Source organism: Pseudomonas palmensis, assembly GCF_049942755.1.
GTDB lineage: Bacteria > Pseudomonadota > Gammaproteobacteria > Pseudomonadales > Pseudomonadaceae > Aquipseudomonas > Aquipseudomonas palmensis.
Genome location: NZ_CP187958.1, coordinates 4,158,991 through 4,180,238 on the forward strand (window position 1 = coordinate 4,158,991; position 21,248 = coordinate 4,180,238).

20 protein-coding genes are annotated in these 21,248 nt (G+C 63.7%); 10 read left to right on the top strand and 10 right to left on the bottom strand.

Annotation, left to right across the window (positions count from 1 at the left end):
- Nucleotide 1: 1 nt before the first annotated feature.
- The 5 genes from ACPRTJ_RS19305 to gloB form a co-directional block, all read right to left on the bottom strand.
- The gene (locus tag ACPRTJ_RS19305) at nt 2–1,075 is read right to left on the bottom strand and encodes a microcin C ABC transporter permease YejB (protein WP_043864486.1); all 1,074 of its coding nucleotides are present in this window, start codon (nt 1,073–1,075) and stop codon (nt 2–4) included.
- Between the two features lies 1 nt (nt 1,076).
- Nucleotides 1,077–2,939, bottom strand: a complete 1,863-nt coding sequence (locus tag ACPRTJ_RS19310) for an extracellular solute-binding protein (protein ID WP_088515226.1) — start codon at nt 2,937–2,939, stop codon at nt 1,077–1,079.
- Nucleotides 2,936–4,768, bottom strand: a complete 1,833-nt coding sequence (locus tag ACPRTJ_RS19315; protein WP_426427183.1) for an extracellular solute-binding protein — start codon at nt 4,766–4,768, stop codon at nt 2,936–2,938. Before ACPRTJ_RS19315 ends, ACPRTJ_RS19310 begins: the two co-directional genes overlap by 4 nt.
- Nucleotides 4,769–4,887: 119 nt before the next feature.
- Nucleotides 4,888–6,309, bottom strand: a complete 1,422-nt coding sequence (locus tag ACPRTJ_RS19320; protein ID WP_210015100.1) for a LysM peptidoglycan-binding domain-containing protein — start codon at nt 6,307–6,309, stop codon at nt 4,888–4,890.
- A gap of 99 nt (nt 6,310–6,408) precedes the next feature.
- Complete coding sequence (gene gloB / locus ACPRTJ_RS19325; RefSeq protein WP_236176629.1) at nt 6,409–7,188, bottom strand: hydroxyacylglutathione hydrolase; 780 nt, start codon at nt 7,186–7,188, stop codon at nt 6,409–6,411.
- An 80-nt stretch (nt 7,189–7,268) separates the two neighbouring features.
- On the opposite strand from gloB, the gene ACPRTJ_RS19330 reads away from it, so the two are divergent.
- From ACPRTJ_RS19330 to ACPRTJ_RS19345, 4 genes are all read left to right on the top strand, one after another.
- The gene (locus ACPRTJ_RS19330) at nt 7,269–8,051 is read left to right on the top strand and encodes a class I SAM-dependent methyltransferase (RefSeq protein WP_043859727.1); all 783 of its coding nucleotides are present in this window, start codon (nt 7,269–7,271) and stop codon (nt 8,049–8,051) included.
- A 9-nt stretch (nt 8,052–8,060) separates the two neighbouring features.
- Nucleotides 8,061–8,516, top strand: a complete 456-nt coding sequence (gene rnhA / locus ACPRTJ_RS19335) for a ribonuclease HI (RefSeq protein ID WP_043859728.1) — start codon at nt 8,061–8,063, stop codon at nt 8,514–8,516.
- An 86-nt stretch (nt 8,517–8,602) separates the two neighbouring features.
- Nucleotides 8,603–9,355, top strand: coding sequence for a DNA polymerase III subunit epsilon (gene dnaQ, locus ACPRTJ_RS19340; RefSeq protein ID WP_229589435.1), 753 nt, complete (start codon nt 8,603–8,605; stop codon nt 9,353–9,355).
- An 86-nt stretch (nt 9,356–9,441) separates the two neighbouring features.
- Nucleotides 9,442–11,688 (top strand): Orn/Lys/Arg decarboxylase N-terminal domain-containing protein, encoded by a 2,247-nt coding sequence (locus ACPRTJ_RS19345; RefSeq protein ID WP_043859729.1) that lies wholly within the window; start codon nt 9,442–9,444, stop codon nt 11,686–11,688.
- 46 nt (nt 11,689–11,734) lie between these two features.
- On the opposite strand, the gene ACPRTJ_RS19350 is transcribed toward ACPRTJ_RS19345, so the two are convergent.
- Complete coding sequence (locus ACPRTJ_RS19350; protein ID WP_043859730.1) at nt 11,735–12,199, bottom strand: cysteine hydrolase family protein; 465 nt, start codon at nt 12,197–12,199, stop codon at nt 11,735–11,737.
- A 93-nt stretch (nt 12,200–12,292) separates the two neighbouring features.
- On the opposite strand from ACPRTJ_RS19350, the gene ACPRTJ_RS19355 reads away from it, so the two are divergent.
- Genes ACPRTJ_RS19355 through ACPRTJ_RS19365 form a run of 3 tightly spaced genes read left to right on the top strand, consistent with a single transcriptional unit; the run spans nt 12,293 to nt 13,871 of the window.
- The gene (locus ACPRTJ_RS19355; RefSeq protein WP_054915273.1) at nt 12,293–12,862 is read left to right on the top strand and encodes an SPOR domain-containing protein; all 570 of its coding nucleotides are present in this window, start codon (nt 12,293–12,295) and stop codon (nt 12,860–12,862) included.
- A gap of 55 nt (nt 12,863–12,917) precedes the next feature.
- On the top strand, nt 12,918–13,433 hold the full coding sequence (locus ACPRTJ_RS19360; RefSeq protein WP_043860822.1) for a GNAT family N-acetyltransferase: 516 nt from the start codon (nt 12,918–12,920) through the stop codon (nt 13,431–13,433).
- 12 nt (nt 13,434–13,445) lie between these two features.
- The gene (locus ACPRTJ_RS19365; RefSeq protein WP_043860821.1) at nt 13,446–13,871 is read left to right on the top strand and encodes an HD domain-containing protein; all 426 of its coding nucleotides are present in this window, start codon (nt 13,446–13,448) and stop codon (nt 13,869–13,871) included.
- On the opposite strand, the gene ACPRTJ_RS19370 is transcribed toward ACPRTJ_RS19365, so the two are convergent.
- Complete coding sequence (locus ACPRTJ_RS19370) at nt 13,850–15,343, bottom strand: PLP-dependent aminotransferase family protein (protein WP_116054992.1); 1,494 nt, start codon at nt 15,341–15,343, stop codon at nt 13,850–13,852. The two genes, ACPRTJ_RS19365 and ACPRTJ_RS19370, sit on opposite strands and share 22 nt — an antisense overlap.
- Nucleotides 15,344–15,441: 98 nt before the next feature.
- Here ACPRTJ_RS19370 and ACPRTJ_RS19375 point away from each other — a divergent pair, with 98 nt between their 5' ends.
- Both ACPRTJ_RS19375 and ACPRTJ_RS19380 read left to right on the top strand, forming a co-directional pair.
- Nucleotides 15,442–16,110, top strand: a complete 669-nt coding sequence (locus ACPRTJ_RS19375; RefSeq protein ID WP_116054990.1) for an FMN-binding negative transcriptional regulator — start codon at nt 15,442–15,444, stop codon at nt 16,108–16,110.
- Between the two features lie 145 nt (nt 16,111–16,255).
- Entirely contained in the window at nt 16,256–17,221 is a 966-nt protein-coding gene (locus tag ACPRTJ_RS19380; RefSeq protein WP_116054988.1) for a DUF559 domain-containing protein, read from the top strand.
- Nucleotides 17,222–17,264: 43 nt separating this feature from the next.
- Here the strand turns inward: ACPRTJ_RS19380 and ACPRTJ_RS19385 are convergent, their stop codons facing one another.
- The 3 genes from ACPRTJ_RS19385 to ACPRTJ_RS19395 form a co-directional block, all read right to left on the bottom strand.
- Nucleotides 17,265–18,332 (bottom strand): endonuclease/exonuclease/phosphatase family protein, encoded by a 1,068-nt coding sequence (locus tag ACPRTJ_RS19385; protein ID WP_054915269.1) that lies wholly within the window; start codon nt 18,330–18,332, stop codon nt 17,265–17,267.
- An 87-nt stretch (nt 18,333–18,419) separates the two neighbouring features.
- Nucleotides 18,420–18,698: a DUF1654 domain-containing protein gene (locus tag ACPRTJ_RS19390; RefSeq protein ID WP_116054984.1), complete on the bottom strand. Its 279-nt coding sequence runs from the start codon at nt 18,696–18,698 to the stop codon at nt 18,420–18,422.
- Between the two features lie 163 nt (nt 18,699–18,861).
- Nucleotides 18,862–19,950, bottom strand: a complete 1,089-nt coding sequence (locus ACPRTJ_RS19395; protein ID WP_043860815.1) for an asparaginase — start codon at nt 19,948–19,950, stop codon at nt 18,862–18,864.
- A 335-nt stretch (nt 19,951–20,285) separates the two neighbouring features.
- Between ACPRTJ_RS19395 and ACPRTJ_RS19400 the strand changes: the two genes are divergently transcribed.
- Nucleotides 20,286–21,242: a sugar ABC transporter substrate-binding protein gene (locus tag ACPRTJ_RS19400; protein ID WP_043860814.1), complete on the top strand. Its 957-nt coding sequence runs from the start codon at nt 20,286–20,288 to the stop codon at nt 21,240–21,242.
- Nucleotides 21,243–21,248: the final 6 nt, after the last annotated feature.

Below are 21,248 nucleotides of genomic sequence, written 5' to 3' on the forward strand. Positions count from 1 at the left end.
CTCAGTGCTCCCGGCTGTCGAAGTCGATCCGCGGATCGACCAGGGTGTAGGTCAGGTCACCGATCAGCTTCACCACCAGGCCCAGCAGGGTGAAGATGAACAGCGTGCCGAACACCACCGGGTAGTCGCGGTTGATGGCCGCCTCGAAGCTCATCAGGCCCAGGCCGTCGAGGGAGAAGATCACCTCCACCAGCAGCGAGCCGGTGAAGAAGATGCCGATGAATGCCGAGGGGAAGCCCGCGATCACCAGCAGCATCGCGTTGCGAAACACGTGCCCGTAGAGCACCCGGTTGGGGCTCAGGCCCTTGGCCTTGGCGGTGATCACATACTGCTTGTTGATCTCGTCGAGGAAGCTGTTCTTGGTCAGCAGGGTCATGGTGGCGAAGTTGCCGATCACCAGCGCGGTCACCGGCAGGGTCAGGTGCCAGAAGTAATCGAGGATCTTGCCCGTGGTGCTCAGTTCATCGAAGTTGTTCGAGGTGAGCCCGCGCAAGGGGAACCAGTCCAGGTAGCTGCCGCCGGCAAACAGCACGATCAGCAGAATGGCGAACAGGAATGCCGGGATCGCATAGCCGACGATGATGGCCGAGCTGGTCCACACGTCGAAGTGGCTGCCGTGCCGGGTAGCCTTGGCGATGCCCAGGGGGATCGACACCAGGTACATGATCAGCGTGCTCCACAGCCCCAGCGAGATCGACACCGGCATCTTCTCGGCAATCAGGTCGATGACCTTGGCGTCGCGGAAGAAGCTGTCGCCGAAATCCAGCCGGGCGTAGTTCTTGATCATGATCCACAGGCGTTCCGGCGCCGGCTTGTCGAAGCCGTACATGCGCTCGATTTCCTTGACCAGGGCAGGGTCCAGGCCCTGGGCGCCACGGTAGTTGGAGCCGGCCACGGATACTTCCGAGCCGCCACCGGCGATGCGGCTGGTGGCGCCGTCGAAGCCCTCGAGCTTGGCGATCATCTGTTCCACCGGGCCGCCGGGCGCGGCCTGGATGATCACGAAGTTGATGATCAGGATACCCAGCAGGGTGGGGATGATCAGCAACAGGCGGCGAAAGATATAGGCCAGCATGTCAAGGTGCCTCGCCCGCTGGGGCAGCATCGGCTGGGGCGGCGTCTGCGGCCCCCGGCACCACCGGTTTCACGTCCGGCTTGATCCACCAGGTGTTGATGCCGATGTCGTACTTGGGCGGCGTGGCCGGGTGGCCGATATGGTTCCAGTACGCCACGCGCCAGGTCTTGATGTGCCAGTTGGGCACCACGTAGTAGCCCCATTGCAGCACGCGGTCCAGGGCACGGGTGTGTTCGATCAGGCTCTGGCGCGAGTCGGCATTGATCAGGCCGTCCACCAGGGTGTCCACGGCCGGGTCCTTGAGGCCCATGAAATTGCGGCTGCCGGGCTTGTCGGCGCTGGCGCTCTGCCAGAACTCGCGTTGCTCGTTGCCCGGCGAGTTGGATTGCGGGAAGCCGCCCACGATCATGTCGAAGTCGCGCGAGCGCAGGCGGTTGATGTACTCCGATACGTCCACCCGGCGAATGTTCAGCTCGATGCCCAGGTCGGCCAGGTTGCGCTTGTAGGGCAGCAGGATGCGCTCGAACTCGGTCTGGGCGAGCAGAAACTCGATCACCACCGGCTTGCCCTGGGCATCCACCATCTTGTCGTCCTGGATGCGCCAGCCGGCTTCCTGCAGCAGCTTGTAGGCCTGGCGTTGCTGCTCGCGGATCATGCCGCTGCCATCGGTGACCGGGTTCTTGAACGCTTCGGTGAACACCTTGTCGGGGATCTGCCCGCGCAGCGGTTCCAGCAGTTTCAGTTCGGCCGCATCCGGCAGGCCGCTGGCCGCCATGTCGGAGTTTTCGAAGTAGCTGGTGGTGCGGGTGTAGGCGCCATTGAACAGCTGCTTGTTGGTCCACTCGAAGTCCAGCAGCAGGCTCAGTGCCTCACGCACGCGCACGTCCTGGAAGATCGGGCGGCGCAGGTTGAACACGAAGCCCTGCATGCCGGTCGGGTTGCCGTTGGCGATCTCTTCGCGGATCAGGCGGTTCTGGCGAACTGCCGGGATGTTGTAGGCGGTGGCCCAGTTCTTGGCGCTGACCTCCAGCCAGTAGTCGAACTGGCCGGCCTTGAGCGCCTCGAGCGCCACGGTATTGTCGCGGTAGTAGTCGACGCGAATAGTGTCGAAGTTGTAGAAGCCGCGGTTGATCGGCAGGTCCTTGCCCCAGTAGTCGGGGTCGCGCACGTAGCGGACCGAGCGCCCGGCCTTGACCTCGGCGACCTTGTACGGCCCGCTGCCCAGGGGGATCTCCAGGTTGCCTTTGGTGAAGTCGCGGTTGGCCCACCAGTGCTTGGGCAGCACCGGCAACTGGCCGAGGATCAGAGGCAGTTCACGGTTGCCCTTGTGCTTGAACTTGAACAGCACACGCAGCGGGTCTTCGGCGATCACTTCGTCGACGTCGGCATAGTAGGCGCGGTAAAGCGGTGCGCCGCTGGTGACCAGGGTGTTGAAGGTGAACACGACGTCTTCGGCACGAACCGGATGGCCATCCTGAAAGCGCGCCTCGGGGCGCAGGTAGAAGCGCACCCAGCTGTTGTCGGGGGCTTTTTCGATCTGCCTGGCCAGCAGCCCGTATTCGGTGAATGGCTCATCGAGGCTGTTGCGCGCCAGGGTGTCGTATACCAGATCGATGTTGTCGGCCGGCACGCCCTTGTTGATGAAGGGGTTGAGGCTGTCGAAGCTGCCGGAGCCGTTGACGCGAAAGGTGCCGCCCTTGGGCGCGTCGGGGTTCACATAGTCGAAATGCTTGAAGTTGGCCGGGTACTTGGGCGCTTCGTCGTAGAGGGTCACTGCATGTTGCGGGGCGGCCAGGGCCTGAAGGCTCAGGCTGGCCAGCAGCAGGCCGCCTGCGATCAGGCGCAGGCACGGCAATGGCATCATTGGGCGTTCTCCGTGGGCTTGAGCCACCAGCTGTTCAGCCCCAGGGTGTAGGGCGGCGTGGCGACAAAGGCAAACCGGTTGCGGTAGGCCAGGCGGTGATAGTCGAGATACCAGTTGGGAACCATGTAGTGCTGCCATAGCAGCACTCGATCGAGGGCGCGCGCCGCAGCCACCTGGTCGTCGCGGCTCTGTGCATTGAGCAGGGACTCTAGCAGGTGGTCGACCACCGGGTTCTTCACGCCCGCGTAATTCTTGCTGCCTTTGGTGGCGGCCTGGCTGGAATGAAAATACAGCCACTGCTCAAGGCCCGGGCTCAGGGTCTGGTTCAGGGTCATCAGAATCATGTCGAAATCAAATTGGTCCAGCCGTTGTTTGTACTGGGCCCGGTCTACCGTGCGCAAGCGCGCGTCGATACCGATGCTGGCAAGATTTTCGACATAAGGTTGCAGGATCCGCTCCAGGTTCGGGTTCACCAGCAGAATTTCCAGCTTCAGCGGCTGCCCGTTGCTGTTGAGCAGGCGCTGGCCGCTGAGCTTCCAGCCTGCCTGGCCGAGCAGGCTGAGGGCCTGGCGCAGGGTATCGCGGTCGATACCGCGCCCGTTGGTCTTGCCCACGCTGTAGGGCTGGGTGAACAGGGCGGCAGGCAGTTGGTCGCGGTACGGCGCCAGCAGCAGCCACTCCTTGCCCACCGGCAGGCCGGTGGCGCTGAACTCGCTGTTGGGGTAGTAGCTGCTGGCGCGCTTATAGGCGCTGCTGAACAGGGTGCGGTTGGTCCATTCGAAGTCCAGCATCAGGCCCAGCGCCTGGCGCACGCGGTCGTCGCTGAAGGCGGCGCGCCGGCTGTTCATGAACAACCCCTGGGTCTGGGTCGGGATCTGGTGGGCGATCTGCGCCTGGATCACCTGGCCACGACGCACAGCGGGGAAGTTGTAGCCGGTGGCCCAGTTCTTGGCCTGGTGCTCGATGTAGACATCGAATTCACCCGCCTTGAATGCCTCGAAGGCCACATCGCTGTCGCGGTAGAACTCGAACTCGACGCGGTCGAAGTTGTACTTGCCGCGGTTGACTGCCAGGTCCTTGCCCCAGTAGTCCTTGACCCGCTCGAACACCAGGCTTCGACCTGGCTGTACCTGGGTGATGCGGTACGGGCCGCTGCCCAGTGGCGGTTCGAAGGTAGTGGCCTTGAAGTCGCGGCCTTTCCAGTAATGCTGGGGCAGCACCGGCATTTCGCCCAGGCGCAAGATCAGCAGCGGGTTGCCGGCACGCTTGAACACGAAGCGGATGCGCTTGGGGTTGAGGATGTCGACCCGCTGCACTTCCTGCAGGTTGGTGCGGTAGAGCGGGTGGCCTTCCTTGAGCAGGGTGCGGTAGGAGAACGCCACGTCGGCGGCGGTGATCGGCCGGCCATCGTGAAAGCGTGCCTCGGGACGCAGGTTGAACACCACCCAGCTGCGGTCTTCGCTGTACTCCACCGAACGGGCGATCAGCCCGTAGCTGGAGGTGGCTTCATCGCCCGAGGGGTCGCGCTGGCCGGTGCCCACCATCAGGGTCTCGTTCAGCTCGTTCACCCCGTACTGCAGGAAGTTGGGCGTGGTGACCGGGCTTGAGCCCTTGAAGGTATAGGGGTTGAGGGTATCGAACGTGCCGAATGCCATGGCGCGCAAGGTGCCGCCTTTGGGCGCTTGCGGGTTTACCCAATCGAAATGGGTGAATTTGGCTGGGTACTTGAGCGTGCCGAACTGGGCGTAACCGTGACTTTCGCTGATGGTCGCGCCCGCGGGAAAGCTCAAGGCCAGGCTGAATGACAGCAACAGGAGGGGACGTATCAAGTCGGCGATCCGATCCGGGCTTGGGCTTTATTGCGGCTACAGTAACAGCTTGTATCGGCAGGAAAAAGAGCAGCCCCGGAGATCGCCGGGGCCGCGGCCAGGCAGGCCTGGCCCGGGTCTCAGTGCGGCAGGTAGACGGTGAGGGTCTGGCCGGGCTTGAGGGCGTGGCCGCTGCGCGGATTCCAGCGCTTGAGATGCTGCATTTCAACGTTGAAACGCTTGGCCACCATGTACAGCGAATCGCCTTTGCGCACCTTGTACTGGGTAGGCTTCTTCTGGTTGGCGGCCGCGCTGGCAGGCTGCGCACCTTGCATCACCAGGGTCTGGCCGACCTTGAGGTTGTTGCCGCGCAGCTTGTTCCAGCGCTGCAGGTCCTTGACGCTGACCTTGTTGGCCCGGGCGATGCTGCCCAGGTTGTCGCCACGCTTGACCCGGTAGCGGCTGTTGCGCACCGGCGTCGAGGCTTCGGCCAGGGCTGCCTCGAATACCGCCTTTTTCGGCTGCAGGCTGAGCAGCTCTTCGGGCTTCATGTTCGACAGGCTGGTGGTCAGCAGTTGCGCCTTGGCGGTGGGTACCAGCAATTGCTGCGGGCCGTCCACGGTCATGCGTTTCTTGAAGGCCGGGTTGAGCTGGAACAGTTCGTCTTCGTCGATCTCGGCCAGTGCGGCGACCCGCGACAGGTCGAGCCGGTCCTTGATCGCCACGGCTTCGAAGTAGGGTTCGTTGGCAATCGGGTTGAGGTTCACGCCATACGCCTGCGGGGTCAGCACCACCTGCGACAGGGCCAGCAGCTTTGGCACGTAGTCGCGGGTTTCCTTGGGCAGCGGCAGGTTCCAGTAGTCGGTTGGCAGGCCGAGCTTCTCGTTGCGCTCGATGGCGCGGCTGACCGTGCCTTCACCGGCGTTGTAGGCCGCCAGGGCCAGCAGCCAGTCGCCGTTGAACATGTCGTGCAGGCGGGTCAGGTAGTCCAGCGCCGCGTTGGTCGAGGCGGTGATGTCGCGACGGCCATCGTAGAAGCGCGTCTGGCGCAGGTTGAAGTATCGCCCGGTCGACGGGATGAACTGCCACAGGCCCACCGCGTGAGCGCGGGAATAGGCCATCGGGTTGTAGGCACTTTCGATTGCCGGCAGCAGGGCCAGCTCCAGCGGCATGTCGCGCTCTTCAAGACGCTCGACGATGTAGTGGATGTACAGGCTGCCGCGGTCGCCGGCGCCTTCCAGGAACGAAGGGTTGCTGGCGAACCACAGGCGCTGCTGCTCGATGCGCGGGTTCACCGCAATGCCGTCCTGCAACTGGAAGCCCTGGCGCATGCGTTCCCAGACGTCCTGGGCCACGGCTGGCTCGACCGGCTTCTTGTCATGCACGAAGATCGGTTTCTGCTTGATCCGCGCCTGGAAGTTGTGCGCGCGAACGCTATCGGATTCATCGACCTGGCGCGTGCTCTGGCAGCCCACGAGGGTGGCGGCCAGGGCCAGCGCACTGGCTTGGGCCAGGCGCGTCAGGGCAACGGAATTGAAGGTTCTGCGGCTAGGGGACGACATTGGCTGGGGGAAAGTTCCGGGCAAAAATGTCGGGCGATTCTAGAAAGGCACCCCCCATCGGTCAACCTTTGAGAATTTTCCGACCTTCACAGCGCCTGTTTAGAACGTGTCTTTCCAGGCCCGCAACCCCGCAAAAACAGCACTGGGCGTAGGGTTTATGCGGCCCACCCGTTCGTCTATTTTTTGTTTAACGGATGTTTCTGCTACCCGCAAAAACGGGTTGGTCAGCTTCTCCAGCGCGATGGTGGAGGGCAAAGTGATGCGATCTTGCGCGCGCAGTGCGGTAACGTCTTCGAAGCGTTGGATAACGTGCGGGTTCTGCGGCTCGACCGCACAGGCAAAGCGCAGGTTGCTCAGGGTGTATTCGTGGGCGCAATACACCTGGGTGGCCGCCGGCAGCGCTGCCAGGCACTCCAGCGAGTGGTGCATCTGCTCCGGCGTGCCCTCGAACAGGCGCCCGCAGCCGGCGGCGAACAGCGTGTCGCCACAGAACAGCATCGGCAACTGCGGCTGGGCACAGTAATAGGCGATGTGCCCCAGGGTGTGGCCGGGTACGGCGAACACCTGGAACTCAAGCCCCAGCACCTCGAGGCGGTCATTGTCGTTCAGGGCCTGGTCGCGGGCGGGTATGCGTTCGTTGGCCGGGCCGCTGACGCGGGCGCCGGTGTGCGCCTTGAGCTGCTCAACGCCACCCACATGGTCGTGGTGGTGATGGGTGATCAGAATGTCGGTCAGTTGCCAGTCGGCATGCGCCTGCAGCCAGGCCAGCACGGGGGCTGCATCGCCCGGGTCGACCACCGCACAGCGCTGGTTCACGGCATCTTGTAACAACCAGATGTAGTTATCACTGAAAGCGGGCAGGGCCTGTATCTGTATCATCGTGCGATTCGCCAAACGGTGGACATGGGTGCATCTTAGTAGCTATGTGCGTTGTCGAGAACCTTCCAAGGGAGACAGCAATGACCGATCAAGCCTTTGCCCAGGCCGACCCGCAGTGGCTCGAGCTGATCAGCCAGGCGCGCGAGTGGTTCGCCGGCCCGCTGGGCCAGCAGCTGCTCGCCGGGGAGCAGCGCCTGCTCGAAGAGGAGCTGGGGCGCTTCTTCGGTGGCTACCTGGTGCATTACGGCCCCTGCGCCGAGGCACCGCCCAATGCCCCGCAGGTGCAACGCAACGTGCGCCTGGGGGCGCCGCTGCCGGGCGTCGAGATCGTGTGCGAAGAGCAGGCCTGGCCCCTGAGCGAGCACGCCGCCGACGTGGTGGTGCTGCAGCACGGGCTGGACTTCAGCCTCTCGCCCCACGGCCTGCTGCGCGAGGCGGCCAGCAGCGTGCGCCCTGGCGGGCACCTGCTGATCGTCGGGATCAACCCCTGGAGCACCTGGGGCCTGCGCCGGGTGTTTGCCCATGATGCGTTGCGCAAGGCGCGCTGCATCTCGCCGTCGCGGGTGGGCGACTGGCTCAACCTGCTGGGCTTCGCGCTGGAGAAACGCCGCTTCGGGTGCTATCGTCCGCCGCTTGCCTCGCCGGCCTGGCAGGCACGGTTGTCTGGCTGGGAGCGTGCTGCCGGGCGCTGGCAGATATCCGGTGGCGGTGTGTACGTGCTGGTGGCGCGCAAGATGGTGGTGGGCCTGCGCCCGCTGCGCCAGGTGCGCCGCGAGCCGATGGGCAAGCTGCTGCCGTTGCCGATGGCCAAGGTCAACCGGCGCACGCCTCACCCCGAGGGCCGCACCTTCAATGATGAATAAAGGCTGTACATGAGCGAAAGCGTCGAAAGCGTCGAGATCTACACCGATGGTGCCTGCAAGGGCAATCCTGGCCTGGGCGGCTGGGGCGCGCTGCTGGTCTGCAAGGGCGTCGAAAAGGAGCTGTGGGGCGGCGAGCGCGAAACCACCAACAACCGCATGGAACTGATGGCCGCCATCAAGGGCCTCGAGGCGCTCAAGCGCCAGTGTGATGTGCTGCTGGTGACCGACTCGCAGTACGTGATGAAAGGCATCACCGAGTGGATGGTCAACTGGAAGAAGCGTGGCTGGAAGACCGCCGCCAAGGAGCCGGTCAAGAACGCCGACCTGTGGCAGCAGCTCGACGAACAGGTCAACCGCCACAACGTGAAATGGCAGTGGGTGCGCGGGCACGTCGGCCACGCCGGCAACGAGCGTGCCGACCAGTTGGCCAACCGTGGCGTCGACGATCTGCGCAAGCAACGCTGAACCCTCCCTTTAGCGAATTCGCCACATCCTGCCCTGGGTGAGGTAAAATTCGCCGCTTTCAATATTCAGGCAGTACGCGGCAGGAGATGACCGACGTGGAGATGCAGAACAACAGGTCGGTAGTGCTCGACACCGAAACCACCGGTATGCCGGTGGCCGATGGTCACCGCATCATCGAGATCGGCTGTATCGAGCTGGTCGGCCGGCGCATGACCGGACGCAATTTCCACGTGTACCTGCAGCCCGACCGCGAAAGCGACGAGGGTGCGATCGGGGTGCACGGCATCACCGACGAATTCCTGGTGGGCAAGCCGCGTTTCGCCGAAATCGCCGACGAGTTCTTCGAGTACATCAAGGGCGCGCGGCTGATCATCCACAACGCGGCGTTCGACGTTGGTTTCATCAACAACGAATTCGCCATGCTCGGCCAGCACGATCGCGCCGATATCGCACAGCACTGCGAGGTGCTCGACACCCTGCTGATGGCCCGCGAGCGTCACCCGGGCCAGCGCAACAGCCTCGATGCCTTGTGCAAACGCTATGGCGTAGACAACTCCGGCCGCGAACTGCACGGCGCGTTGCTCGACTCCGAGTTGCTGGCGGACGTGTTCCTGGCCATGACCGGCGGCCAGACCAGCCTGTCACTGGCCGGCAGCGACAGCGAGGGCGAAGGCCAGTCCAGCCAGGGCAGCGAGATCCGTCGGCTGGTGGGGCGTCAGCCGGGGCGCATCATCCCGGCCACCGAGGCAGAGCTGCAAGCGCACATGGCGCGCCTTGAAGCAGTGGCAAAATCCACCGGTGGCCCGGCCTTGTGGCAGCAACTGCTCGAGGCCCGCTGAAGCAAATCCCGCCGCGTACCTGGCGCCGACCTTCTACCCTGAAATGAACGGCCTCACGGCCTGTCGCTCAGAAGGTGCCGGCGCCCATGTACAAGGACCTCAAGTTTCCGATACTCATCGTGCACCGCGATATCAAGGCCGACAGTGTGGCCGGTGATCGCGTGCGCGGCATTGCCCAGGAACTGGCCCAGGACGGCTTTACCATTCTGCCGGCGGTGGACTACGCCGAGGGCCGCCTGGTAGCGGCCACCCACCACGGCCTGGCCTGCATGCTGATTGCGGCCGAAGGCGCGGGGGAAAACACCCACCTGCTGCAGAACATGGTCGAGCTGATCCGCCTGGCGCGGGTGCGCGCACCGCACTTGCCGATCTTCGCACTGGGCGAGCAAGTGACCCTGGAGAACGCCCCGGCCGACGCCATGAGCGAACTGAACCAGTTGCGCGGCATCCTTTACCTGTTCGAAGACACCGTGCCGTTTCTGGCCCGGCAAGTGGCGCGGGCGGCGCACAACTACCTGGACGGCCTGCTGCCGCCGTTCTTCAAGGCCCTGGTGCAGCACACCGCGCAATCGAACTACTCCTGGCACACGCCGGGCCATGGCGGTGGCGTGGCGTATCGCAAGAGCCCGGTGGGCCAGGCGTTTCACCAGTTCTTCGGCGAGAACACCCTGCGTTCGGACCTGTCGGTGTCGGTGCCGGAGCTGGGGTCGCTGCTCGACCATACCGGCCCCCTGGCGGCGGCCGAAGCGCGTGCGGCGCGCAACTTCGGCGCCGACCACACCTTCTTCGTGATCAACGGCACCTCCACCGCCAACAAGATCGTCTGGCACTCGATGGTCGGGCGTGACGACCTGGTGCTGGTGGATCGCAACTGTCACAAGTCGGTGTTGCACGCAATCATCATGACCGGCGCAATCCCCCTGTACCTGTGTCCGGAGCGCAACGAGCTGGGCATCATCGGCCCCATCCCGCTGAGCGAGTTCAGCCGCGAGGCGATCCAGGCCAAGATCGAAGCCAACCCGCTGGCCGCAGGGCGCGAGCCGCGGGTGAAGATGGCGGTGGTGACCAACTCCACCTATGACGGGCTGTGCTACAACGCCGAGATGATCAAGCAGGTGCTGGGCAACAGTGTCGAGGTGCTGCATTTCGACGAGGCCTGGTACGCCTACGCGGCGTTTCACGAATTCTTTGCCGGGCGTTACGCCATGGGTACTTCGCGCAGTGCCGACAGCCCGTTGGTGTTCAGCACCCACTCCACCCACAAGCTGCTGGCCGCGTTCAGCCAGGCCTCGATGATCCACGTGCAGGACGGCGGTGCACGCCAGCTCGACCGTGATCGATTCAACGAGGCGTTCATGATGCATATCTCCACCTCGCCGCAGTACAGCATCCTGGCCTCGCTGGACGTGTCGTCGGCGATGATGGAAGGCCCGGCTGGGCGCTCGCTGCTGCAGGAAATGTTCGACGAGGCGCTGAGCTTCCGGCGTGCGCTGGCCAACCTGCGCGAGCACCTGGCCGACGACGACTGGTGGTTCAGTATCTGGCAACCGCCGCAGGTGGGTGGCATTCACCGCGTGGCGACCGAGGACTGGCTGCTGCAACCCCAGGCCGAATGGCACGGCTTTGGCGATGTGAGCGAAGACTACGTGCTGCTCGACCCGATCAAGGTCACGCTGGTGATGCCGGGGCTGGATGCGGGCGGCAGCCTGGGTGAGCATGGTATTCCTGCGGCAGTGGTCAGCAAGTTCCTGTGGGAGCGCGGGCTGGTGGTGGAGAAGACCGGCCTGTATTCGTTTCTGGTGCTGTTCTCGATGGGGATCACCAAGGGCAAGTGGAGCACCTTGCTCACCGAACTGCTGGAGTTCAAGCGCAACTACGACGCCAATACCGCGCTGCTGCAGAGCCTGCCGTGCGTGGCGCAACTGGACCCGTTGCGCTACCACGGCATGGGCCTGCGCGACCTGTGCGAGCAGTTGCACGAATGCTACCGCGCCAACGCCACGGCCAAGCAGCTCAAGCGCTTGTACACGCGTTTGCCCGAGGTGGTGATGAAGCCGGGGGATGCGTATGACAAGCTGGTGCGCGGCGAGGTCGAGGCGGTGCCGATCGAGCGCCTGATCGGGCGGGTGGCGGCGGTGATGCTGGTGCCGTACCCGCCGGGGATTCCGTTGATCATGCCCGGGGAGCGCTTTACCGAGTCGACGCGCTCGATCATCGACTACCTGGGCTTTGCACGGGCGTTCGACCGTGGGTTCCCCGGGTTTGTGGCCGATGTGCACGGGCTGCAGCATGAGGTGGGGGACGTGTATACGGTGGATTGCATCCGCGAATGAGGGATCGCTTGTGCTGGCCGCTTCGCCGCCAATGCCGGCGAAGCCTTCACCGCAACTGTTGCGTGCTCACCACGTGCCCGAAATGATGCCGCCACAGGCTCACCCCCAACTGCCCCGACCGATCCAGCGACGACCCTACCGTGAGGTCGCTGATCAGGGTCGGCTGCAGCCCCGCATCAAACAGCGCGAACCCCGCCGCCAGCACGCAGGTGTCGGTCTGTATGCCGCACACCAGCACGCGCTCGGGGTTCAATTGCCTGAGGTAATCCAGCATCTCGGCCGTCGGGGCGTAGCCATGCTTGATGAAGATACGATCTGCCGCCACCAGGCTCTGGTCGTGCGCCGCCGGTTGCCAGCCCAGCTGACGTTGAAACGGGGTCACCGATTCATCATGGCGCTCCACGCTCGCCACCGACGGCATGCGGCCGATCAGTGATGCTATGCCGTCTACCAGCCATTGCGGCGGGTTGAACGAGGGTTGTACGTCGATAATCAGCAGTACCTGGCGCATGGAATGCCCTATGGAAGTTCAAGGCCGGGCGATTGTAACCCCCGGCCTTGCACAGATGCTAAAATCCGCCGCTTGAAACCTGGAGATAGACGCGTGCGCAAAGTGGCGGTGGTAATGGCAGTGCTGGCCCTGGCCGGCTGTGACAACGATGCCGAACGGGTACACAAGCAGGTTGCCGAGCATCTGGATAACCCGAAGACGGCCAAGTTCGCCAACGTGCGATTCAACAAGCAGGGCGATATCTGCGGCCAGTTCCGTGGCAAGGACGCGGCCGGTGTGTTCCAGCCTTACCGCAGCTACGTGGCCATCAAGCAGGGCGACGACTACCAGATCATCATCGACGAAACCGGCGGCGACCTGCGCATCCGCGAAATCTGCGGTGGTGCCGACCTGCAGCGCCGTGCCGATGCCCTGGCCGACCAGCCCGCGCCCGAAGGCTGGGACGTCGAGATCATCCAGGGCCCGAACATGGGCGCCCTCAGCGACATGACCGCGCGCCTGATCGAAAAACAGATTCCATCCTCGGTGGTGTACCGCGACGGCAAGCCGGTGGTACTGCTGGGCCCTTACCCGACCAAAGAGGAGGCCCTGGCCAGCAAGAACGATGTGATGGCGCGCCTGGGTACCGATTCGGTGGTCATCCAGCACGGCGCCGAGCGCTAGCCAGCACGCGGCGGCGCCTCTTACACTCACGGCTTGTCTTCAAGGATGAGCCGTCATGAGTGATTCGCCCTTCGCCATTACCCTTCAACGTTGTACCGAACAGCACGTCGAGGGGCTCACGGCCCTGTACAACCACCCGCAGGTGGCGCGGCAGGTGCTGCAGATGCCGTATCAGAGCGCCGACCTGTGGCGCAAACGCATCGCCACCGACAACGAACGAATGGTGTTTCTGGTGGCCTTACATCAAGGCGAGGTGATCGGCAGCTGTACGCTCGAGCAGTTCATTCGTGTACGTCGCGGTCATTGCGGCGGCATCGGCATGGGTGTCGCCCCGGCCTGGCAAGGGCAGGGGGTGGGCACACGGCTGTTGTCGGCGGTGCTCGAGGTGGCGGACAACTGGATGGGCCTGCAGCGCGTCGAACTCACTGTTTACGCCGATAACCAGCCGGCACTGGCGCTGTACCGGCGCCACGGCTTCGAGGTGGAAGGGCATTTGCGCGACTATGCTTTACGTGACGGTGTGTTCACCGATGCCTGCAGCATGGCGCGCCTGCGACGGCGCGAGGGTTAGAGGAGGGGGCTTATGTCCACACTGGAGCGAGCCATTGCGGTTGCCGCCAGGGCCCATGAAGGGCAGCAGGACAAGGGCGGCACTGCGTATATCCTGCACCCGTTGCGGGTGATGCTGAGGGTGCAGACCACCGAGCAGCGCATCGTCGCGGTGCTGCACGACGTGCTCGAAGATACCAGCATGAGCTTGTCGGACCTGGCCCGCGAAGGCTTCGCCCTGAAGATACTGGCGGCGGTGCAGGCGCTGAGCCGGCGCGATGACGAAAGCTACGAGGCCTTCGTCGCGCGGCTGGGCAGCGACCCGCTGGCACGGGTGGTAAAGCTTGCCGACCTTGCCGACAACAGCGACCTTTCGCGCATCGCCATGCCCGGCCCCGAAGACATCGCACGCCTGCAGCGCTATCAACAGGCCAGCGCCTACCTGCAGGCGCTAGCCTGAACGCTGGCGCTTTCGATCACCCGTGCCAGGCGCTGCATCGCCGCATCGATGGCTTCGCCACTGAACCCACCCAGGCCGAGCACCAGCCCGGGCCTGCCGTGCGGCCCCGCATACATGGGGGATACCGCGCGCACCACCACGCCGGCCTCTGCGGCCTGGTCCGCTACCTGCCTGTCGTCGATACCGGCTGCCAGCCACAGCACCAGGTGCATGCCCTGGTCGGTCGGTTGCAGCCAGGCCAGCTCAGGCTCCAGCCAGCGCGCCACCGCTTCGTTCACCTGGCGGTGGATGGTGGCGTACACACCGCGGATGCGGCGGATGTGCCGGTCCAGATGGCCTTCGTTGATGAAGGCCGCCAGTACCTGCTGGTCGGCGTTGGCCGGATGACGGTCCATCAGCACGCGGGCACCGCAGAAGGCGTCTACCAGGTCCGGCGGCACGATCGCATAGCCCAGGCGCAGTGACGGGAACAGGATCTTGCTGAAGGTGCCCAGGTAGATCACCCGTTCAGGGCCCAGCCCCTGCAACGAGGGGAACGGGTGCCCTGCATAGCGCAACTCGCCGTCGTAGTCGTCCTCGATCACCCATGCATTGTGGGTTCTGGCCCAGCTCAGCAGTGCCTCGCGCCGGGTCATGCTCATCGGCATGCCCAGCGGGTACTGGTGCGAAGAGGTGACGAAGGCGGCGCGGGCGTGGGGGCAGGTGGCGACGGCGTGTTCCACGTCCATGCCCTCGGCGTCCACCGGCACGCGCACCATCTGCCCGCTGTGCCCGGCGCTTTCGAGAATGGCGGTGATACCGCGGTAGGCCGGGTCTTCGACCCAGGCGAAGTCGCCGATGTCCAGCAGCACCTGGCAGGCCAGATACAGGCCCTGCTGGGTGCCGGAGGTGATGATCACCTGGCTGGCCTCGCAGCGTACCGAGCGGGATTTGCGCACATAGTCCACCACCGCCTCGCGCAGCTCGATTTCCCCCAGCGGGTCGCCATAGCCGGCAGGGGCACCCGGGCCGCGGGCGCGCACCCGGTTGCCAAGGCGCCGCCAGATATCATCCGGTGCGGCCTTGCCCAGCGGTACCGAGACGGCGAACGGTACCTGGGGTACCTCGCCGAAGCGGCGGGCAAGTTGTGCAAAGCGTTCGATGCGTGCCGAGCTGGCGGCGGGCCGCGCCACACCTGTCGTGTGCGCGGCAGGTGGCTCTTCAAGGCTGTGCGCGACCCGCGTGCCGGCACGGCCGCGGGACTCCAGAAACCCCTCGGCCGTCAGTTGCTCGAACGCCTCGATGGCCGTGCCCCGCGCGATCATCAGCGATCTGGCCAGCATGCGGGTCGAGGGCAGCGCCTCGCCGGGCTTGAGGTCGCCGCGCCGGATCGCCGCACGCAGCGCCTGGGCCAGTTGGCGCCCCAGTTGGCCGCTGCTGCGGTCCAGCGTGCCCAGCGAAGGAATATCCACCACGTTGGCTTTGCGCGCCATGTTTTCTGGTCCAGTCATTTTGTTCGATAGTGGATCTATACCATGGGCCAGTTGCGCCACACAATTTGCCATCGCCCTGTGCCGGATGGATGCAAACCATGTACGTACCGCAGTATTTCAACGAGTCGCGCCCCGAGGTGCTGCATCAGCTGATCATGCAGAACCCGCTGGGTGTATTGGTCAGCCACGGCGAGGGTGGGCTGGATGCCAACCATCTGCCGTTCCACTTCAAGCCGCAGGAGGGCAAGCAGGGGGTGCTGCATGCTCACGTATCGCGGGCCAACCCGCTGTGGCGCGAACTCAAGGATGGCGATGAAGTGCTGGTGATCTTTCGCGGCGCCGATGCCTACATCTCGCCCAACTGGTATCCCAGCAAGCACGAGACCCACAAACAGGTGCCCACCTGGAACTATCAGGTGGTGCACGCCCATGGCCGCGTGACCTTGCACGATGACGAGCACTACGTGCGTGGCCTGGTGGCCCTGCTCACGCGCACCCACGAAGCATCCCAGCCCGTGCCGTGGAAGATGTCCGACGCGCCGAAGGACTACATCCGCGACATGCTCAAGGCCATCGTCGGGCTCGAGATCGAGATCACCCGTCTGGTCGGCAAGTTCAAGCTGGGCCAGAACAAGGAGGCGCGGGATATCCAGGGCGCCGCCCAGGGGTTGAAGGCGTCGGGCAAACCAGCAGTGGGCGAAGCCATGTTGAGCGCCATCGGTCACCCGCTGCACGGGCCGGCCTTGCCGGCGAAGTTGCCCGAATGACCACCGCCTTATCCCACCTGAAAATCGACTTTTCCTACAGAGTCGGCCAGAATCGGCGGCTCGGCTGCGTTATGGCTTTTTGACTGCATCGGTCGAGAGTGGGTGCTTTTGCACCGGCCCGACTTTCCAGCGCAGACGACAGGACATGACCCAGGACGAGTGGTTGAAGGCCAATGCGGCGCGGTTCGGCAGTGACTACGAACGATTGTTCGCCAGCAACGTGCTCAGCCTCGTGGCGGGCATCCGTTACGAGTCGCTGAGTGCGCAATACCCCTTCAAGGACAATGACGGCAAGCAACGCTACTGCGACCTTGTCATCAATGAAGAGGGAGACGTGCGCATCGCCATCGAAATCGATGGCTATGACAAAAGCGGTACGGGTACCGGAATGTCGCACCCCGAGTTCATCGACTGGCAGCGGCGACAGTCTGCACTCACTTCCCAGGGCTGGCGGGTGCTGCGCTTTGCCAACCGCGACGTCAGGGATCATCCGCAGCGTTGTGCTCGGGATATCAGCGTACTGCTCGATGCCGAGCGAAAAAAAGCCCACGACCTGCTGTCGAGCACGCGCCAGAGCGCCAGCGTGCAGCAGTTGGCGCAGGCGCAGGGCAGCCGGATCAAAGGGCTCAACAAGGAGGTTTCGGTCATGAAGTACACGATCATGTCATTCACTGCGCTGATCGGGGTTCTGATCGTGGTGTTTGCGTTCAAGGGCACCGAGTCGGTTGCAGGCTCGGTCGTGGTCAGCCAGGCAGTGGCGGCGCCGGCGTCACCCGCCACCTTGCAGGGCGCCACCTGCGACAACCCGCTGGACTGGCGTCAGGCCGCCGACCATATCGGGCAGAGCGCTGCGGTGCTGGGCCCGATCATGAAGGTGACCTACAAACCGTCGTCCAGGGGCCAGCCGACCTGGATCGACCTGGGTGCCAGCTTCCCCAGCAAGCGACGGTTGGGGCTGGTGGTATGGGGCGAGCATCGCCCGGCGTTCGCCTCGTTGCTGGCGCAGCCGCTGGAGGGGCGCACGGTGTGCGTGATAGGGCGTATCGAGCAGTACAAGGGCGTGCCGCGTCTGGAGTTGCAGGGCGCCAGTCAGTTCCAGCTGGTCAAGTGACCTTCAGGTGCAGCCTTGGCGTCAAGGCTGCACCGTTATCCCCTCAGCCGGCCTTCTGGCAGTTGCCGGCGATGCTGTAGCCCTCTGCCTGGGCGGCAGATTCGCTGCTGAACTCGACCCGATTCTTTTCGGCAATGCTGTTGTACGACGGGCAGTCCGGGCGGTGGTAGCGCTTCTTGGCCCGGTTGCCGCGCACTTGCCCGGTGGCGTCGGCCACGGTTGCAGCCTTGGTTTTTGCGGGTGCAGCGGGCCTTGCCGGTGACGCGGCGGTCGTGGCCGTGCCCTTGCCTTGCCCAAGCTCTGCACGCAGGAATATCGGCGCGTGATCGGAGATGTTCGCCCGGCCTTGCTGGTGAGTCATGCCCAGGTGTTTCGGGTAGTCGTACACGCCCACGCTGTTGACCTTCAGCGGCGAGGAATGGCTGACGAAGATATTGTCGTAAAGGTTGGCGAATTTGCCGTCGGTTGTTGACAGCGTGCTGGCGCCTGCGACCACCAGTGGTCTGGCGGCGGCATTGAGCGACTTCCAGGCAGGTGAAGTGGGTGGCATGTTGAAGTCGCCCATCAGCAGGATGTGATTGTTGCCGGGGTAGACTTCCTTCAGCCAGGTCCAGTAGCTCGACAGCGCATCGATTTCCGCGACCCGGTCAGACGGCTTTTTCCCGTACACGATATGCACCGTGGCCACCACGAAATAGGCATTGTCGGTGAGTGACTTGAAGCGCGCGGAGTAGGGCTCGCGCTCGAAGATCTTCTTGCGGTCCAGGTAGGACACCGCACCGTCTTCATAGGCGACCTTGCTGTCCTTCCACACGAAACCATACATTTCCTTGTACGAAGACCTGCCTACCGCATCGGAGGCCATGTGGCTCCAGGGCTCGCCGCTCTGGCGGCTGAGTTCCCTGGCCAGCTTGTCCAGGGCCGCTTCGCTCATCAGCTCCTGCACAGCCAGAAAATCCACATTTTTGGCGACCTTGGCAATGGCCTTGAAGTCCTTGTTGGGGCGGTCGCTCAGGTGTTCCAGGTTCCAGGTGCCGATACGCGTTTCAGCAAACACCTGGCCACACAACAACATCAGCAGCATCACTGCAGCTGCAAGATTCTTGAACATCATTACTTCCAGATTCTACGGATAACACCATCGCCCAGAAGGGCGACAAGTCGGAGCAGGGTGGGCGGGCAGCGCCTGGCGACGGCTTCAGTCTTCCTTGGGCACAACCCAGAAAATCTGCACGCCGCCGTCATCCCGGTAGGCCAGGGTGACGTTGTCGTTTTCGGCGATTTCCTCGAGCAGGGTCTCCCAGTCGGCAGGCGACTCGTGCTCCAGGCGAAAGATCAGCGCCGCGCGGGACTTCTGCGCGGTTGGCGAGTTGATGATTTTCTGAATGCGGATGCCCAGTTGCTCGTAGCTGCTGACGGGCTTGGCGGCAGAGGAGGTGGCCACAGGTACAGGTTCCTTTTTTTGCTGTATGCGCATACAGTATTTTACTGTAAGGCTTTTCGCAACTGCGTGTCGCTCAAAGAACCCATGTGACCACACGGCGCAGGCTTTGCTGCACCGTGGGCAAAATAAAAATGGCGAGGTTACAAGAGGTTAGGCCGCCCCGCTGTAGGAAGGGCGGCCTGCCGGGCTACTGCACTCAGTATTCCCAGAAGATGCGCTGCAGCTCTTTGCTGTCCTGGGTCTTGGTCAGGGCGACCATAGCCAGGATGCGCGCTTTTTGCGGGTTCAGGTCGTGCGCCACTACCCAGTCGTTCTTGTCGTCAGGCTGCTCGGCGTTGCGCAGCACGAACCCGCCCTGGTTGACGTGGGACGAACGGATGATCTGCACGCCGTTCTTGCGCAGTTCCTGCAGGGCCGGCACTACGCGCGAGGACACCGAACCGTTGCCGGTACCGGCATGGATGATGGCCTTGGCGCCATTTTGCGCCAGGGCCTTGTAGGCGGTGTCGCTGACGTTGCCGTAGCTGTAGGCGATGTCCACGGCAGGCAGGCTGCTGATGGTCTTGATGTCGAATTCCGAATCCATCGTGTGGCGCTTGGCCGGCAGGCGGAACCAGTACGACTTGCCTTCCACGACCATGCCCATCGGGCCCCAGGCGCTCTTGAACGCTTCGGTCTTGATGTTGATCGACTTGCTCACGTCGCGACCGGACTGGATCTCGTCGTTCATGGTCACCAGCACGCCCTTGCCGCGCGATTGCTTGTCGCTGGCCACGGCCACGGCGTTGTACAGGTTGAGCATGCCGTCGGCCGACATTGCGGTACCGGGGCGCATGGAGCCCACGACCACGATCGGCTTGTCGGTCTTTTCCACCAGGTTGAGGAAGTAGGCGGTCTCTTCGAGGGTGTCGGTACCGTGGGTGATCACGATGCCGTCCACGTCCTTGCTGTCGGCCAGCTCGGCAACGCGCTTGCCCAGTTGCAGCAGGTTTTCGTTGGTGATGCTTTCGGAGGCGATCTGCATCACCTGCTCGCCGCGCACGTTGGCCAGGTTGGCCAGCTCCGGAACACCGGCAATCAGCTTGTCGACGCCCACCTTGGCGGCTTGATAGGTAGCGCTGTTGGCGGCGCTGGCACCAGCACCGGCAATGGTGCCGCCGGTGGCGAGGATAACCACGTTGGCGAGTTTCTGTTGGGTTTCGGCTTCCTTGGCGTAGGCGCCAGCAGGGAAGAACATGAACAGGGCCAGGGCGGCCGGAGCGAAGGAGTGAAGCGCAGCTTTCATCGTTATTGTTCCTTATGAGTGAAATTGCTGTGTTGCCCACACAAGTTCAGCAGAAAGCGTACCAGTTGCCCAATTAACTGACCGTTTACGTCAATTCATTGATTTATAAGAAATTTATTTAGGTTTATGCCCCGTGCTGCCCGGCACTGTTTTCGGAAACCCGAATTATTGCGGTGCCGGATGTTCGGTTTTCCGAAGATTTTAAGGATAATTCCCGGCACTATTGGGGCCATGAAGGGCGGTCGGCAGATTTGACAAAACCCGGTAGCGTTTCCATAGTTGTTAACCGCAAACGTTTGCGACCCGACAAAAATCATAAGATTCGGAGTGAACCCATGACGCTGCCCTTCGCTGGACGCCTGCTGGCCGTTGCCATGCTGGCCACCCTCGCCACCGCCGTACCCTTCAGCCACGCCCATGCCGACACCGCCAAGCCCAAGGTGGCCCTGGTGATGAAGTCGCTGGCCAACGAGTTCTTCCTCACCATGGAAGACGGCGCCAAGGCCTACCAGAGAGACCACGCAGGCGAGTTCGACCTGGTGTCCAATGGCATCAAGGACGAGTCCGATACCAGCAACCAGATCCGCATCGTCGAGCAGATGATCGTCTCCGGCGTCAACGCGCTGGTGATTGCCCCGGCCGATTCCAAGGCCCTGGTGCCAGTGGTCAAGAAGGCCATGGACGCGGGGATTACCGTGGTCAACATCGACAACCGCCTCGACCCGGATGTACTCAAGAGCAAGAACCTCAGCGTGCCCTTCGTGGGCCCCGACAACCGCAAGGGCGCGCGCCTGGTGGGCGAGTACCTGGCCACGCGCCTGAGCGTGGGCGATCAGGTCGGCATCATCGAGGGCGTGCCGACCACCACCAACGCCCAGCAGCGTACTGCCGGTTTCAAGGACGCCATGGAGGCAGCCAAGATCAAGATCGTCTCGGTGCAATCGGGCAACTGGGAGATCGACAAGGGCAATGCCGTGGCCTCGGCCATGCTCAACGAATACCCCGACCTCAAGGCGCTGCTGGCCGGCAACGACAGCATGGCGCTCGGCGCGGTGTCGGCGGTGCGCGCGGCAGGCAAGGTCGGCGCGGTGCAGGTGGTGGGCTACGACAACATCAAGGCGATCCAGCCGATGCTGCGCGACGGTCGCGTGCTGGCCACGGCCGATCAATACGCCGCCAAACAGGCGGTGTTCGGTATTGAGGCGGCCCTGAAGATGCTGCGCGGCGAGAAGCCGGACGTGGATGCCGACAACGTCATCCAGACCCCGGTCGAGCTGGTCAAGCAGCCCTAGCCCGCT

Coding starts and splice junctions, on each gene's coding strand:
- ACPRTJ_RS19305 (WP_043864486.1), bottom strand. CDS start 1,075: ATGCTGGCCTATATCTTTCGCCGCCTGTTGCTGATCATCCCCACCCTG.
- ACPRTJ_RS19310 (WP_088515226.1), bottom strand. CDS start 2,939: ATGATGCCATTGCCGTGCCTGCGCCTGATCGCAGGCGGCCTGCTGCTG.
- ACPRTJ_RS19320 (WP_210015100.1), bottom strand. CDS start 6,309: ATGTCGTCCCCTAGCCGCAGAACCTTCAATTCCGTTGCCCTGACGCGC.
- gloB (WP_236176629.1), bottom strand. CDS start 7,188: ATGATACAGATACAGGCCCTGCCCGCTTTCAGTGATAACTACATCTGG.
- ACPRTJ_RS19330 (WP_043859727.1), top strand. CDS start 7,269: ATGACCGATCAAGCCTTTGCCCAGGCCGACCCGCAGTGGCTCGAGCTG.
- rnhA (WP_043859728.1), top strand. CDS start 8,061: ATGAGCGAAAGCGTCGAAAGCGTCGAGATCTACACCGATGGTGCCTGC.
- dnaQ (WP_229589435.1), top strand. CDS start 8,603: ATGACCGACGTGGAGATGCAGAACAACAGGTCGGTAGTGCTCGACACC.
- ACPRTJ_RS19345 (WP_043859729.1), top strand. CDS start 9,442: ATGTACAAGGACCTCAAGTTTCCGATACTCATCGTGCACCGCGATATC.
- ACPRTJ_RS19350 (WP_043859730.1), bottom strand. CDS start 12,199: ATGCGCCAGGTACTGCTGATTATCGACGTACAACCCTCGTTCAACCCG.
- ACPRTJ_RS19360 (WP_043860822.1), top strand. CDS start 12,918: ATGAGTGATTCGCCCTTCGCCATTACCCTTCAACGTTGTACCGAACAG.
- ACPRTJ_RS19365 (WP_043860821.1), top strand. CDS start 13,446: ATGTCCACACTGGAGCGAGCCATTGCGGTTGCCGCCAGGGCCCATGAA.
- ACPRTJ_RS19370 (WP_116054992.1), bottom strand. CDS start 15,343: ATGGCGCGCAAAGCCAACGTGGTGGATATTCCTTCGCTGGGCACGCTG.
- ACPRTJ_RS19375 (WP_116054990.1), top strand. CDS start 15,442: ATGTACGTACCGCAGTATTTCAACGAGTCGCGCCCCGAGGTGCTGCAT.
- ACPRTJ_RS19380 (WP_116054988.1), top strand. CDS start 16,256: ATGACCCAGGACGAGTGGTTGAAGGCCAATGCGGCGCGGTTCGGCAGT.
- ACPRTJ_RS19385 (WP_054915269.1), bottom strand. CDS start 18,332: ATGTTCAAGAATCTTGCAGCTGCAGTGATGCTGCTGATGTTGTTGTGT.
- ACPRTJ_RS19390 (WP_116054984.1), bottom strand. CDS start 18,698: ATGCGCATACAGCAAAAAAAGGAACCTGTACCTGTGGCCACCTCCTCT.
- ACPRTJ_RS19395 (WP_043860815.1), bottom strand. CDS start 19,950: ATGAAAGCTGCGCTTCACTCCTTCGCTCCGGCCGCCCTGGCCCTGTTC.
- ACPRTJ_RS19400 (WP_043860814.1), top strand. CDS start 20,286: ATGACGCTGCCCTTCGCTGGACGCCTGCTGGCCGTTGCCATGCTGGCC.